Origin of the sequence: Kribbella qitaiheensis (genome assembly GCF_014217565.1) — a bacterium.
Classification (GTDB): Bacteria; Actinomycetota; Actinomycetes; order Propionibacteriales; family Kribbellaceae; genus Kribbella; species Kribbella qitaiheensis_A.
The window spans coordinates 351,984-366,293 of the sequence record NZ_CP043661.1; the positions used below are offsets into that span (position 1 = coordinate 351,984).

Consider the following 14,310-nt stretch of genomic DNA (forward strand, 5'->3'; position numbering starts at 1 on the left):
CCTCTTGGTGACGTAGGTATTAAGAGTTCGCAACGTAAGGAGCTTCAGATGACGGTTGTCGCGGGAGGTGCCGCCGCGGCCCGCCCGCGACTGATCCGTGCGATCAACGAGCAGGTGCTGCTCGATCACATCCGCCGGTCCGGGCCGCTGTCGAGGACGGAGCTCGCCAATCTCTCCGGTCTGTCGAAACCCACGGTCTCCGCGGCGCTGGGCAGCATCGAGCGGGCCGGACTCGTGCACGCGACCGGTCAGCGAACCGGCAGTCCCGGGCCCGCCGCGATCTTGTACGAGGTGCGGCCGGAGGCGGGGTTCGTGCTCGGGCTGGACGTCGGACGCGAGTTTCTGCGCGGCGCGGTGACCGATCTGGCCGGCACCGTTCGCAGTCGACTGAGCGTGCACACGAAAGCCGGCGACGCGATGGCCCGCGTGCAGGAGTTGGCCGATCTGGCGAGGACGTTGCTGGCCGAGGCCGGCATCTCGTCCGCCCAGCTGATCCAGACGGTGATCGGAAGTCCGGGTGTCTACGATCCGGGGCTGGACACGTTGACCTTGACCGGGCGCATCGGCTGGGACTCCCCGGCCGTACTGGCGGCGCTGCGCCAGGAGTTCGGGGCGACGTTGATGATCGAGAACGACGTCGATGCGGCGGCGCTGGCCGAACGCGTGCACGGTCATGGTCGCGGCGTCGAGAGCTTCGCCTTCGTCTCCGTCGGCACCGGTATCGGGATGGGGCTGGTGCTCGACGGCAAGCTGCGGCACGGCTCGCACGGGGTGGCCGGCGAGATCGGCTATCTGCCTTTCGCCGAAGGCAGTGGCAGCGACGCGCGGGATGCCCGGAAGCGGGGCAGCTTCGACGCGTCGGCGTCGGCCGCGGCCGTGGTGCGAGCCGGCCGGCGCGCCGGTCTCCGGGGTGCCTCCACGGCCGAGAAGGTGTTCGCGGCGGCGGCGCGTGGCGATTCGGTCGCGGCCGCGGTCGTCGCCGAGGAGGCGCTGTTGGTAGCCAAGGCGGTGTGCACGGTGATCACCGTCGTCGACCCTGACCTGATCGTGCTGGGCGGTGGCATCGGGCAGGCGCCGGGCTTCCTCGAGGCCGTCGTCGACCAGTTGCGCCGGTTGGCGCCGGTGCTGCCGGAGGTGGAGGTGAGCGTCCTCGGCGTCGACACCGTCGTGGCCGGCTGCCTCGCCGCCGGTCTGGACCAGGCCTGGCAACACCTCGCCGGCCACCGGATGACCAGCTGACCCGGGTCGGTCGGCAGCCCGTCGGCGGATATTCGGTGGCGGGCCGGCGGCAGGCGCTGGTAGCGTGCTCGATCTGCCTTTTCCGTATCTGCGTGAAGGATCGAAACGAACCGGATGGCCTCCGGGGCGGGACCCTGTTGATCGCCGCCAGTCCGTCGTTCGTATCCGTGCCAACGCGAGTCGAGGCTTCTTTCCATGGTCGAATCCGTACCTGTCCCTGCTTTGCCCGAACTCCGAACCGAACGAATCTTCCTGGACGAGGCCCGCGCCGCGCTGGCCCGCATGCACGCCGACGTGCTGGTGCGAGACATCCCGGTCATCGGCGGTGAGGACAACGACGAACGCTTCACCAACGAGGCCAACGCCCGTGCCCACCAGAACAGGGTGCTGGCCCTGGTCGACCTGCCGGACGTGCCGCTGTTCTTCGGCCTGCTCGACTACGAGCCCGGCACCATCGAGGGGATCGACCAGATCCACATCGGCCGCCGGCACGTGCACGACGGCAGCGGCGTCCCGCTCGTCGTCGACTGGCGGGCCAGGGTGTCGGTGCCGTTCTACCGGGCGACGGCGGGCGACCGGCAACACGTCGTACTGCGGCGTCGCTACGGCTTCTCCGATGCGGCCGAGCTGACCGGTTTCGAGGACGAGCCGCTGGTCGGAGTCATCGAGTCCGATCAGGCCGACAAGTTCCTGCGGGCCGAGATCGAGCGGCCGCGGACCGGGCCGATGCGCGACATCGTGGCCACCATCCAGCCGGAGCAGGACGACCTGGTCCGGGCGCCGTTGCATCCTTCCGTCTGCGTGCAGGGTGCGCCCGGTACCGGTAAGACAGCCGTCGGCCTGCACCGCGTGGCATACCTGCTTTACACCGAGCGCGAGCGGCTGAGTCGTGGCGGTGTCGTGATCGTCGGGCCGAACAGTTCGTTCCTCTCCTATATCCGCAAGGTGCTGCCCGCGCTAGGCGAGGTCGACGTACGGCAGATCACGATCGAAGAGCTGATCACCCGGCCCGCGACGGCGTCGGACGAGGCGGAGAACGCGCGGGTCAAGGGTGATGCCCGGATGGCCGACGTACTGCGGAAGGCCTTGTGGTCGTACGTCGGTAAGCCGGCCGAGGGAATCCTTTACAGCAAGGGATCCAGGCGCTTTCGGGTGCATGACTACCAGCTCGGGGAGATCGTCTCCGCGCTGTACCAATCGACCAGATACGCCCCTGGCCGGAATGCTCTCGCGCAGCGGGTCGCGCACGCCGTACTGGTTCAGATGGAGCAGAGCGGCGATTCGCCGGACGATCGGGTGCAGAATGCCGTCGCCCGGTCGAAGCCCGTGAAGGATCTGCTCGCCGCGGTGTGGCCGCAGGTCGTGCCTGAGCAGGTGCTGCACCGGTTGTTCTCCGACGCGGAATTCCTGGCGCAGTCGGCCGACGAGCTCACCGAGGACGAACGTACTGCGCTGCTTCGGCCCAAGGCGCGTGGTTCCTGGAAATCGGCGAAGTGGTCGGTCGCGGACGCGGTGCTGCTCGACGAGCTGGAGGACCTGATCGAGCGTCGGTCCGGCTCACTCGGCCACCTCGTCCTGGATGAGGCGCAGGACCTGTCGGCGATGCAGTTGCGCGCTCTCGGGCGGCGCTGCCGGACCGGGTCGGCGACCGTCCTCGGCGACGTGGCCCAGGCGACGACCCCGTGGGCTGCCGGCTCCTGGGACCGGGTGCTCGGCCACCTCGACAAGGCGGATGCCGTCATCGCCGAGCTCGATCGGGGGTTCCGCGTACCGGACCAGATCATCGACTTCGCGGCGAAGCTGCTGCCACAGATCGCACCGACGCTCGGCGTACCGCGTGGTGTCCGTACGGTCGCCGACGCGCTCTCGATCGTCCCGGCCGACGAGCTCTCGTTCGCGGACGCGATCGTCGCCGCCTGCAGGACCGCACTCACCGGCGAAGGCTCGGTCGCACTCATCGCGGCCGACGACCAGGTCGCCGGGTTGCGTGACGCACTCGCCGCCGCCGGCCTTCAGCCGGCGCTCCTCGGCGCCAGCGAGGACGCGATGGAATCGTCCCGCCTGGTCTGTGCCCCCGCCTCTCTCGCGAAGGGCCTCGAATTCGACGCGGTCGTCGTTGCCGAACCGGCCCGCATCGTGGCCGCCGAACCCCGCGGCCTCCAGCGCCTGTACGTCGTACTCACCCGAGCCGTCAGCCACCTCCGGATCATCCACGCGGAACCGTTGCCCGCGGCCCTGAACCGGTAAGCCGCGACGCTCGGTGCGCAAGGTTGACCCCGGGTAGCGGACTTAGGTAAGGCTTACCTAGCATATGGGGCCCGTCCCCGTTGCTCCCACCACGAGTTCCTGATGCACCCGCGGCCCGGCTTCCACTTCCTGGACTAGTGCACCGACGGAGGAGGACGCGAAGCGGGTGTACATACAAGAGCGCCCGGTGACGTGGTCACCGGGCGCCTTGAGGGAGTGCTGTCAGCTGAGGGTTGCGAGGGTGTCGTTCCAGGTTTTGGACGGGCGCATGATGGCTGCGGCCTTGGCGGGGTCGGGCTGGTAGTAGCCGCCGAGGCCGACCGGTGAGCCCTGTACCGCGAGGAGCTCCTCGATGATGGTCTGCTCGTTGGCGGCGAGGGTCTCGGCCACGGTGGTGAAAGCCTTGGCCAGCTCGGCGTCGTCGGTCTGCTTGGCCAGCTCCTGCGCCCAGTACAGGGACAGGTAGAAGTGGCTGCCGCGGTTGTCGATCCCACCGACGCGACGGGTCGGGGACTTGTCCTCGTTCAGGAACGTCGCCGTCGCGCGGTCCAGTGTGTCAGCGAGGACCTGCGCCCGCGCGTTGTCGGTCGTCTGCGCCAGGTGCTCGAAGCTCGCGGCCAGGGCGAAGAACTCGCCGAGGCTGTCCCAGCGCAGGTAGTTCTCCTTCACCAACTGCTGGACGTGCTTCGGCGCCGAGCCGCCGGCGCCGGTCTCGAACAGACCGCCACCGGCCATCAGCGGCACGACCGACAGCATCTTCGCGCTGGTGCCCAGCTCCAGGATCGGGAACAGGTCGGTCAGGTAGTCGCGCAGCACGTTACCGGTGACGGAGATGGTGTTCTCACCGCGCCGGATCCGCTCGAGGGAGTACTTGATCGCGTCCACCGGCGCCAGGATCTTGATGATCAGGCCCTCGGTGTCGTGCTCGGTCAGGTACTTCACGACCTTGCCGATCAGGTTCGCGTCGTGTGCGCGGGTCTCGTCGAGCCAGAACACCGCCGGGTCACCGGTTGCCCGGGCCCGCGTGACGGCCAGCTTGACCCAGTCGCGGATCGGCGCGTCCTTGGTCTGGCAGGCACGGAAGATGTCGCCGGCCTCGACCGCCTGCTCCAGTACGACGTTGCCGTCGGCATCGACCATCCGGACGGTACCGGCGGCCGCGAGCTCGAAGGTCTTGTCGTGGCTGCCGTACTCCTCGGCCTTCTGCGCCATCAGACCGACGTTCGGGACCGAGCCCATCGTCGACGGGTCGAAGGCGCCGTACGCGCGGCAGTCGTCGAGGACGACCTGGTAGATCCCGGCGTAGCTGCTGTCCGGCAGTACGGCGAGGGTGTCGTGCTCCCCGCCGTCCGGACCCCACATGTGCCCGGAGGTGCGGATCATCGCCGGCATCGAAGCGTCGACGATCACGTCGGACGGCACGTGCAGGTTCGTGATGCCCTTGTCGGAGTCCACCATCGCCAGCGCCGGGCCGTCGGCCAGCTCGGCGTCGAAGGAGGCCTTGATCGCGTCACCGTCGGCCAGTGCGGCCAGCCCTGTGTAGATCCCGCCGAGGCCGTCGTTCGGGGACAGCCCAGCCGCGGCCAGCGTCTCGCCGTACTGCGCGAACGTCTTCGGGAAGAAGGCGCGGACGACGTGGCCGAAGACGATCGGGTCGGAGACCTTCATCATGGTGGCCTTCAGGTGCACCGAGAACAGCACGCCGTCGGTCTTCGCCTGAGCGAGCTGGGCGGTCAGGAACTCGCGCAGCGCGGCGACGTGCATCACCGAGGAGTCGACGACCTCGGCGGCCAGGACCGGGATCGACTCACGCAGTACGGACGTCTCGCCGTCGGCGCCGACGAACTCGATCCGGAGCGTGCCGTCGGACTCGATCACAGCCGACTTCTCGGTCGAGCGGAAGTCGTCGGCGGCCATCGTCGCGACGTTGGTCTTCGACTCAGGGGTCCAGGCGCCCATCCGGTGCGGGTGGGTCTTGGCGTAGTTCTTCACCGAGGCGGGTGCGCGGCGGTCGGAGTTGCCCTCGCGCAGGACCGGGTTGACGGCGGAGCCCTTGGTGCTGTCGTAGCGGGTGCGGATGTCCCGCTCGGCGTCGGTCTTCGGTTCGTCCGGGTACTCCGGGAGCGCGTAGCCCTGGCTCTGCAGCTCCACGATCGCGGCCTTGAGCTGCGGGATCGAGGCGGAGACGTTCGGCAGCTTGATGATGTTCGCACCCGGCGTCTTGGCCAGGTCGCCGAGCTCGGCGAGCGCGTCCGGGATCCGCTGGTCCTGCGTCAGGTGGTCGCCGAAGACGGCGATGATCCGCCCGGCCAGCGAGATGTCCCGGGTCTCCACGCCCACACCGGCCTGCGCGGCGTACGCCTGGATCACCGGCAGGAGCGAGTACGTCGCCAGGGCCGGGGCCTCGTCCGTATGGGTGTAGATGATGGTCGACTCAGTCACCGCGTATGTCCTCTACTCCGTCGATGTCGCTCCTCGGGCCACCCCGTGGAGGCAACCCCACCTTAGTCGGCGGACCGGCCGCGCCCGGCGGCGAGTGGCGATGGTCACGACAACTCCAGGTAGTGGTGGCCGGGCTCTTCCGCAGCGGGCGGGGAGGAGCTACCTTCGCGATACGTGAGAGCGCTCTCACCTCCTGCCTTCGTCTTTCCGCCCCCTGGAGGTGGCACCCGTGATGCCTAGTCCCGAAACAACCCGCCGACGGTCGCGCCGGCGCGCGACCTTGATCGCGATCGTCCTGGCCGTCTGCTCGACCCTCCTGGTGGGCGGCGTAGCGACGGCGGCCGACGACTACACGCAGTCGGCCGCGTCGCTGAACGCGACCCAGGCCCAGATCTCGTTCACCCCGACCACGTCGGCGCTCTATGTCGACGTGCACTACACCGTCACCGGCCAAGGGCAGCAGAACGTCCGCATGACCCTCAGCAGCGGCACCTGGCGGACGACAGTGAGCGGGCTGTCCACAGGGACCGTCGTCGACTACTGGTTCACGTACGAGAAGAGCGGCCCGCAGTACGACACGCCACACTTCTCCTACACCCACGGCGGTAGTACGACTACGGCTGTCGCGACGCCGACCTTCTCGCCGGCGGGTGGCCAGTACTCGTCCGCCCAGACGGTGACGATCTCCACCACCACCTCGGGCGCCACCATCCGCTACACGGTCGACGGGTCCACGCCGACGGCGTCCTCGACGCTCTACAGCGGCCCGATCAGTGTTCCGTCGTCGCGCACGGTCAACGCGATCGGCATCAAGTCCGGCCTGACGAATTCGACCGTGGCGGGTGCGACGTACACGATCGGCAGTACGCCGGCGAGTTGCCCGACGCAGTCCGACGTACCGAACTTCGGCCCGAACACCCGCATCTTTGACCCGAGCATGTCGTCGGCGACCATCCAAGCGCAGCTCGACGCGGACTTCAACGCGCAGAAGGACACCCTGACCGCGCAGATGGCCAACCGCCGGGTCGCGCACCTGTTCAAGCCCGGCGCCTACAGCGTGCACGACGACGTCGGCTACTACACCTCGGTCGCGGGCCTCGGCCAGAACCCGGGTGACGTGGTCATCAACGGCGCGATCACGGTCGACGCTTTCAACGCTTCCGACCAGGGCGTGGCGCTGCAGAACTTCTGGCGGTCCGCGGAGAACATGGCCGTCAACCCGGTCGGCGGCTCGGATCGCTGGGCCGTCGCGCAGGCCGCGCCGTTCCGCCGGATGGATATCCGCGGCAACCTGCAGCTCTACCCGGCCAGCTACGGCTTCGCCAGCGGTGGCTACATCGCCGACACGAAGGTGTCCGGCGAGACCGCGTCCATCTCGCAGCAGCAGTGGTACACCCGGGACAGCAACCTCGGCAGTTGGGCCGGTGGCGTCTGGAACATGGTCTTCTCCGGTACTACGGGCGCTCCCGCGACCACCTTCCCGAACCCGCCCGAGACCACCCTGGGCACCACGCCGGTCTCACGCGACGTGCCGTATCTGTACATCGACGGGGCGGGCAAGTACCGCGTCTTCACGCCGTCGCTGCGCACCAACGCGTCGGGCGCGAGCTGGGCGAACGGCTCCACCCCTGGTACGTCGATCCCGATGAGCCAGTTCTACGTGGTGAAGGCGGGCGACACCGCGTCGTCCATCAACTCCGCACTGTCGTCCGGCTGCAACCTGTTCTTCACCCCGGGCGTCTACCACCTCAACCAGACGCTGAACGTGACGAAGGCCAACACCGTCGTGCTCGGTATCGGCTACCCGACGTTGATCCCGGACAACGGCGTCAACGCGATGCAGGTCGCCGATGTCGACGGCGTACGGCTGAAGGGCCTGCTGTTCGATGCCGGTACGACGAACTCGGCGGCGCTGCTGACCGTCGGTCCGTCGGGCTCCGCCGCGAGCCACGCGGCGAACCCGACCACCCTGCAGGACGTGTTCTTCCGCATCGGCGGGTCGATCGCCGGCCACGCCACCACGAGTCTCGTTGTCAACAGCAACAACACGATCATCGACCACATCTGGGCCTGGCGAGCCGACCACGGTAATGCCGGGACGTGGGGCTGGACGCAGGCGACCGGCGATACCGGATTGCTTGTCAACGGCAACAACGTGCTGGCGAGCGGGCTGTTCGTGGAGCACTACCAGAAGAGCCAGGTGATCTGGAACGGCCAGGGTGGCAAGACGATCTTCTTCCAGAACGAGATGCCGTACGACGTGCCCAACCAGGCGAGCTGGAACCGGCCGAGTGGGCGCAACGGCTACCCGGCGTACAAGGTGGGGGACAACGTCACCTCGCACGAGGCGTGGGGGTTGGGCAGTTACAACTTCTTCAACGTCAACCCGTCCGTCAGTGCCTACAACGCGTTCGAGGTGCCGAACAACGCGAACGTGCGCTTCCACAGTCTGTGCACGGTGTCGCTGAACTACCAGGGCGTGATCACCCACGTCATCAACGACACCGGCGCGGTGACGCCGCCGGGGACTGTCCCGGTGAACGTGGTCAGCTACCCGTGAGCTGAGGGAGCCCGGTGCCGCACGGCACCGGGCTCCCGCCCCGCACTAGGCTGGCGTCGTGGACGATCAAACGAGCTGGCGCGAGCAGCGGCGGGAAGCCTCGGCCGCCCATGCCGCCGCGCTCGAACGACGGAAGGCCGCCGAGACCGAGCAGGCTCGCGGTCTGCTGGCCGACTTCATCGAGAAGCTGCACGCGGCGGGTATCGAGCCCCAGAAGCTTCGGGCGCCGGTCGTCGGCTCAGGCGCCAGTTACAAGACCGGCATCACCGGGTGGTATCTGCGCCGCAACAAGTCGCTCGGCATCGACACCGACGGCAACTTCTACATCCTCGGCGTACCGGCCGGCCTGAAGGCCCGCCTGGTCGGCGTACGGATCCTGCCGTCGGATCCGCCGCTCGTCATCGGCCAAGGCGCCCGCGACGGCGAATCCCTCCCGCTGAAGAGGCTGCTCGAACTCCGCCTGACCGAAAGCGGGCTGGTTTAGAACGACTGTCGGCTCGGTCGGCGTGGACCGGACCGCCAGGGATGCGCCGTCCTCGCCTGGCGACCGGCCGGGTCACGCTTGTCCCCGCCTGATCCCACCAATCTCGCCTTGGCCACGCGAGCTCAGGCGGCGGGTTCGGACACGATGTCGGGGGCTTGGACAAGGTATTACGTGTCCCAAGTCCCCAGTTGGTGTCCGGAGTCCCCAGTTGGTGTCCGGAGTCCCCAGTGGGGCGGTGAGAATTCCCGGCGGCTGTGGGCGCTCTGTTAGGCGCCTTTGACGTAGACCCAGAGGTCGTTCTCCCGGGCGAAGTGGCTGATCTCGTGCTGGTCGCCTGGTTGTCCGTCGGCCAGGTAGTGGGCGCGGAATTCGACGGTGCCTTCGGTGTGGAAGGCGCTGCCGCCGGCCGTGTTGAGGATGTCGAGGGCGGTCCATTCGAAGTTCTCTTCGAAGGTGAGATGCGGTGGGCGGCTCGCCGCAGCCCAGGTGCGGAGCAGGTAGGCGGCGTCGTGGACGACATAAGCGACGTACCGCGAGCGCATCAGCTGCTCGGCGGTCGCCGCCGCCTTCCCCCGGTGCAGGCGTCCGCAGCAGTCGTCATAACCAGCGTCGAGTCCACACGGACAAAGTTCGGCCATGCGAGACAACCTAGTGCCCGCGGGCGACGGTGGTGGCGATCAGGAGGACCGTGGTGGCCGCGATGGCGGCGATGACCGCCGTGACCCCGATCCAACTGACGGTCAGGGGGAGCAGGAGGATGACGGCCGCGCAGGTCAGCAGGATGGCGGGTGGGATGACGGGCTCCTCGACGAGCGGTGCGTGGACCGCCCAGAGGAGGATGAGGAACACCGCGACCGGGATGGCGACGGCGTACGTGACTTCGAGGTGTCCTGCCTCGACGTGGTGACCGGATTGCTCGACGGCGACCTCGAGGCCGGCGCCGAGGGCGGCCAGGGCGGCGAAGATGCCGTAGTGGCTGTAGCCCCAGAAGTAGGACCAGTTGCGGTTGGCGCTGAGGCCTTCACCCGCCGGTTCGAGGAAGTAGAGCCACCAGAGCGCGAACAGCAGGACCAGGGCCGAGATCGCGATGGTGACGAAGGAGCCGCTGATCCCGTTGGCATCCAGCGCGCCTTGGACCCCGGTCGCCGCGGCCAGCACGCTCTCGCCGAGCAGGATGATCGTGAAGAGGCCGTAGCGCTCGGCGATGTGGTGTGGGTGCCAGTTGGTGGGCATGGTCCGCTCGGCCCAGCGTGGTACCAGCAGGTCGAGGACGGCCATCACCAGGAACAGCGGGAGCTGGGCCGATGACGGCAGCAGGCCCGTGTCCAGGACGACGAGGCGGAGGACCCAGCCCACCTGGACGATGGCGATTCCAGCGGCGTAGCGGAACGCCGTACGCCGACTTGCCGGGTCTTCGATGCCGGCCCGCACCCACTGCGCGACCAGGGCGATCCGCATGATCACGTAGCCGAACGTGACGGCGCGGAAGTCGGAGTGATCGGCCGCAGCCGGTACGCCGGCGGCCAGCACGAGGACGCCTGCCATCTGCAGCATCGTGAGCAGCCGGTAGGGGACGTCGTCGGTGTCGTACGACGAGGCGAACCAGGTGAAGTTCATCCAGGCCCACCAGATCGCGAAGAACACCTGCAGGAACGGCACGATCGAGGTGAGCCCGTGGGCCTCGGCGATCTGGTGCGCGAGCTGGGCCGTGGCGGCCGCGACGGCGATCACGAAGGTCAGGTCGAACAGCAGTTCGAGCTGACTGGAGACGCGGTGCGGTTCGTCGATCGGCCGCGCGCTCATCCGTACCCGGATGGGCATCCGGGAGCTTGCTGGGGGCAAGGTTCCACTCCTGTCGGTCAGCAGCTGAGACAGCACAGCAGTCCCAACTGTGGCAGAAGGGGAAGGAGCCGCTGTCACAGCCGGGCGGGCTCTCCGGTCTTAGCTGGTGACCGGACAGCAACGAATGCCCCGGCGGACAAGGAAGGTGTGCCATGAGAATCGTGGTAATCGGCGGTACGGGCCTGATCGGATCGAAGCTCGTCGCGAAGCTCGGCGAGCACGAAGCTGGTCGAGAGCGGCTACTTCCGCGCCAAGCTCGCCCAGGAGAAGCTGATCGAGGACTCGTCGATCCCGTACTCGATCGTGCGCGCGACCCAGTTCTTCGAGTTCGTCCCGAGTATCGCGGACGCCGCCACCGACGGGAACACGGTCCGGCTGGCGCACGTCTTCTTCCAGCCCATCGCCGCTCAGGACGTAGCCCAGGCAGTCGGCCGGGTCGCGGTCGGTGCGCCGCTGAAGGGCCAGCTGGAGGTCGGCGGTCCGGAGCGCTTCCGGATGGACGAGTTCTTCCGCAAGGTAGTTGCCGAGAGCAACGACATGCCCGAGGTCGTCACCGACCCCAAGGCCGTCTACTACGGAATCTCGCCGACCGAGAGCGCACTCGTCCCCGCCGACGACGCCAGCCAAGGCGAGACCACCTACGCCACCTGGAGCCAGCAGTAGTAACTACTCGCCCGGCGGTCGGGTCCAGGCCGGCGATGTCGGCTACATGTCGAGCACGATGTCGCTGGTCGGGCGGGCGCAGCAGATGAGCGCTTCGCCTTCGGCCGCCGGTTCCAGTGGGGTGGGGGAGTAGGTGACCTGGCCGGAGAGGACCGGGGTTACGCAGGTGTGGCAGACGCCGGTGCGGCAGCTCCAGCGGGTCGGGACGTCGCAGGCTTCAGCCAGTTCGAGCAGGGTGGTTTTGGCGAACGGGGTTGAGATGCCGCTCCGGGCGAAGGTCACCATCCGGCCGGTTCCGGGTGGACCCGGTGGCTGGTGCGGTGGACGGCTGACCTGCCCGGCGATCCCGGGGTTGATCGGCGGCAGGGCACCGAACAGCTCGGTGTGGATGCGATCCGGCTCGAGTTCGGCCGCGATCAAGGCCTCTCGCATGTCGGCCATGAACGAAGCCGGCCCGCAGATGTACGCACTCGCCTCGGCCGGGAGCGCCAACTCCAGCAGCTTGTCTTTCGTCAGGCGGCCCGTGGTGCCGCTGTAGTAGATGTGCTCGCGCGCGTTCGGCAACAACGCGAGCAACTCACGTGCCTCCGCGGCCAACGCATGTTCCTGCGGCCCGCGTGCGCTGTGGATCCACCAAACCTCCCGCGTACTGCGGACGCTCGCGAGCTGATGCAGCATGGCCAGCACCGGCGTGAGTCCGATCCCGGCCGAGATGAGCAGGGCCGGACCGGTGGCTGTCCCGAGCACGAAATCTCCGCGCGGAGCGGCCGCCTCGACGACAGTGCCGGGCCGAAGTTTGGTGGTCAGATAACCGCTGACCACGCCGTACGGCTCGTGCTTCACGCTGATCCGGTAGCCGTCGCTGCCGGGAGCGGACGACAACGAGTAGCTGCGAACCGGGACCCGGATGTCCGGGTCGGCGATCTTCAGCGTCAGGTACTGGCCGGCCTGAGCAGCTGGCAAGGGTGTCCCGTCAGGCGCGGACAGGTAGATCGACGAGACCATCGAGTTCTCGGCGACCACGTTCGTGACCTGTAGCGGCCGGAAACCGGGCCAAGAAGGCTCGTTCTCGGAAGAGGTCTCCAGCAGGTCGCGGAACGACGTCTGCCAGCCTGGGCTGAGCGCGGGGATCTCGGTGGCGCGGCGCAGGACCTCCGGATCGCGGTCGGGCAGATAGAGCAGCGCGTCCACCGCGGCGACCGACAAGGCGTTGGGACCGGTCCTCGTCTTCACGATCTGATCGCCGGCCTGGACCTCTCCTTCGGTGATGACCCGCAGGTAGAAGCCCGGGCGGTGGTGAGCGACCAGCAGCGAAGGAAGCTCGGGCTCGCCCATCCGCAGGCCGACCCGGTAGCAGGTGACGCGCGGCTGGGTCACCTCGAACTCGGCCGCACCGATGCGATACCGGTCGCCGATACAGACCTCGTCGTCGGGCATCCCGGCGACGGTGAAGTTCTCGCCGAACTGGCCGAAGCTGAAGTCGTCGCGGCCGAAGTACTCCTGCCAGTACTGGTAGGACTCGAGCTGGTAGACCATCACGGCCCGCTGCTCGCCGCCGTGCCCACCCTTGTCGCCCTGGCCGTCACCGTCGATGTTGAGCCGGCGGACCATCGCGGGTCCGTCGACCGGATACTTCCAGATACCCGTGAAGACGGTTTTGCCGTTCCACGCCACGTCTTTCGGCATCCCGACGTTCACCGACAGGATCGAGGACTTGCCGGCCGCTTCCCTAGCGAGTGGCCCCTGTTGCCAGGGCAGGCCCATCTGCCGCTCCTTTCTGGAGGTCTCTCGAGAATGTCACTCAGGTCAATGGTTCGCCACCGTCGACCTGCAGCTGTTGTGGATGGCAGGTAAGACGGCGCTGGGCGTCAGGCGAGACGGATGTGGAAGATGGCTTCGTGCGCGTCGTGGCCGTCGACGTTCAGCGGGATGATTTTCGAGGTGATGAAGTCGAGCTGGACCGTGCCGTCGCCGGGCAGCCAGTTGATCCGGTCGATGCCGCCTGTGTAGACCGAGTGCTCGTTCGGCTGCGCGGTCGCGGTGTCGTAGTTCGGGTTGTTGGTGTCCGCCGTCCAGATCACCAGGGTGCCGTTGTTGTGGTGGGCCATCACGCGCTCGCGGTGGATCTTCTTGTGCAGGTCCCAGTAGGGGCGCAGGTTCGGCCGCTGCGCGCCGTTGTAGGCGTTGTACAGGTAGTGCGTGTTCATCAGCGTGAACTTCAGCCCCGGATGCGCGTTGTGCTGGACGACGACCTCGTTGATCCAGCGCGGCGGGCTCACGTCGGGAACGACGCCGTGCACGAAGATCGGGTCGGAGTTGTACAGGTTCCAGGGTTGCGGGACGGAGATCGGGACCCGGTACGAGTTGGGATGGTTCAGGAACATGTTCGTGTAGGCGTCGCCGAAGGACTGCGAGATCATCGCCGGCTCGCCGGTGTCACCCTCGCTGATCTCCTGCCAGCCGACGAACGGCCGGTTGCCCGGATCGCCGTCGCGGACGGCCGCGATCGCCGCCTGCCGGGCGCCGAGGTTCTTCCGGCCGATGTTGGCCGTGATGATCGGGAGCCGGATCCAGTCGCCGGCCGCTTCGGCGCTCCCGGCGAGCGAGCCGGCCACCGCGGCGCCGGCCACCACGCCTCCGCCGAGCTTCAAGGCCTGCCGTCTACTGATCCTGTTGACCATTTCCTACCTCCACAAGAGCCTGGCCTTCCGGCCAGTAGGCGAATTTCCTGGACGTTGGTGAACCTGGGCCACACCACACCACAGCCCATCCCCACCGCACTTCGTTCTCGACCAAACCCGACCACGGCGGACACTTCCTCGCCGTGGAATCG

Annotated in this window: 10 protein-coding genes; 5 read left to right on the forward strand and 5 right to left on the reverse strand. The window is 67.9% G+C overall.

The features are described 5' to 3' along the window. Nucleotides 1-48: 48 nt before the first annotated feature. Nucleotides 49-1,239 (forward strand): ROK family transcriptional regulator, encoded by a 1,191-nt coding sequence (locus F1D05_RS01545; protein ID WP_185445548.1) that lies wholly within the window; start codon nt 49-51, stop codon nt 1,237-1,239. Nucleotides 1,240-1,434: 195 nt separating this feature from the next. Then, a complete protein-coding gene (locus tag F1D05_RS01550) occupies nt 1,435-3,486 on the forward strand; it encodes a HelD family protein (protein WP_185445549.1) in 2,052 nt (683 codons plus the stop codon). Nucleotides 3,487-3,708: 222 nt separating this feature from the next. Here F1D05_RS01550 and F1D05_RS01555 read toward each other — a convergent pair whose 3' ends face one another. After that, nucleotides 3,709-5,928 carry an NADP-dependent isocitrate dehydrogenase gene (locus F1D05_RS01555; protein WP_185445551.1) on the reverse strand — a complete coding sequence of 740 codons (2,220 nt, stop codon included), beginning with the start codon at nt 5,926-5,928 and terminating at the stop codon, nt 3,709-3,711. A gap of 232 nt (nt 5,929-6,160) precedes the next feature. On the opposite strand from F1D05_RS01555, the gene F1D05_RS01560 reads away from it, so the two are divergent. Next, entirely contained in the window at nt 6,161-8,488 is a 2,328-nt protein-coding gene (locus tag F1D05_RS01560) for a chitobiase/beta-hexosaminidase C-terminal domain-containing protein (RefSeq protein ID WP_185445553.1), read from the forward strand. 58 nt (nt 8,489-8,546) lie between these two features. Beyond that, nucleotides 8,547-8,972, forward strand: a complete 426-nt coding sequence (locus F1D05_RS01565) for a hypothetical protein (RefSeq protein WP_185445555.1) — start codon at nt 8,547-8,549, stop codon at nt 8,970-8,972. Nucleotides 8,973-9,238: 266 nt separating this feature from the next. On the opposite strand, the gene F1D05_RS01570 is transcribed toward F1D05_RS01565, so the two are convergent. Next, a complete protein-coding gene (locus F1D05_RS01570; protein WP_185445557.1) occupies nt 9,239-9,610 on the reverse strand; it encodes a YchJ family protein in 372 nt (123 codons plus the stop codon). A gap of 10 nt (nt 9,611-9,620) precedes the next feature. Then, nucleotides 9,621-10,775 (reverse strand): low temperature requirement protein A, encoded by a 1,155-nt coding sequence (locus tag F1D05_RS01575; RefSeq protein WP_185445558.1) that lies wholly within the window; start codon nt 10,773-10,775, stop codon nt 9,621-9,623. Between the two features lie 342 nt (nt 10,776-11,117). Here F1D05_RS01575 and F1D05_RS01580 point away from each other — a divergent pair, with 342 nt between their 5' ends. Beyond that, nucleotides 11,118-11,477: a hypothetical protein gene (locus F1D05_RS01580; protein WP_206686035.1), complete on the forward strand. Its 360-nt coding sequence runs from the start codon at nt 11,118-11,120 to the stop codon at nt 11,475-11,477. A gap of 42 nt (nt 11,478-11,519) precedes the next feature. Here F1D05_RS01580 and F1D05_RS01585 read toward each other — a convergent pair whose 3' ends face one another. Together F1D05_RS01585 and F1D05_RS01590 are read right to left on the reverse strand one after the other, a co-directional pair. Then, nucleotides 11,520-13,241 (reverse strand): MOSC and FAD-binding oxidoreductase domain-containing protein, encoded by a 1,722-nt coding sequence (locus F1D05_RS01585; protein WP_185445560.1) that lies wholly within the window; start codon nt 13,239-13,241, stop codon nt 11,520-11,522. Nucleotides 13,242-13,345: 104 nt separating this feature from the next. Beyond that, complete coding sequence (locus tag F1D05_RS01590; protein ID WP_185445562.1) at nt 13,346-14,158, reverse strand: hypothetical protein; 813 nt, start codon at nt 14,156-14,158, stop codon at nt 13,346-13,348. Between the last annotated feature and the right edge of the window lie 152 nt (nt 14,159-14,310).

Coding starts and splice junctions, on each gene's coding strand:
- F1D05_RS01545 (WP_185445548.1), top strand. CDS start 49: ATGACGGTTGTCGCGGGAGGTGCCGCCGCGGCCCGCCCGCGACTGATC.
- F1D05_RS01550 (WP_185445549.1), top strand. CDS start 1,435: ATGGTCGAATCCGTACCTGTCCCTGCTTTGCCCGAACTCCGAACCGAA.
- F1D05_RS01560 (WP_185445553.1), top strand. CDS start 6,161: ATGCCTAGTCCCGAAACAACCCGCCGACGGTCGCGCCGGCGCGCGACC.
- F1D05_RS01570 (WP_185445557.1), bottom strand. CDS start 9,610: ATGGCCGAACTTTGTCCGTGTGGACTCGACGCTGGTTATGACGACTGC.
- F1D05_RS01575 (WP_185445558.1), bottom strand. CDS start 10,775: ATGAGCGCGCGGCCGATCGACGAACCGCACCGCGTCTCCAGTCAGCTC.
- F1D05_RS01585 (WP_185445560.1), bottom strand. CDS start 13,241: ATGGGCCTGCCCTGGCAACAGGGGCCACTCGCTAGGGAAGCGGCCGGC.
- F1D05_RS01590 (WP_185445562.1), bottom strand. CDS start 14,158: ATGGTCAACAGGATCAGTAGACGGCAGGCCTTGAAGCTCGGCGGAGGC.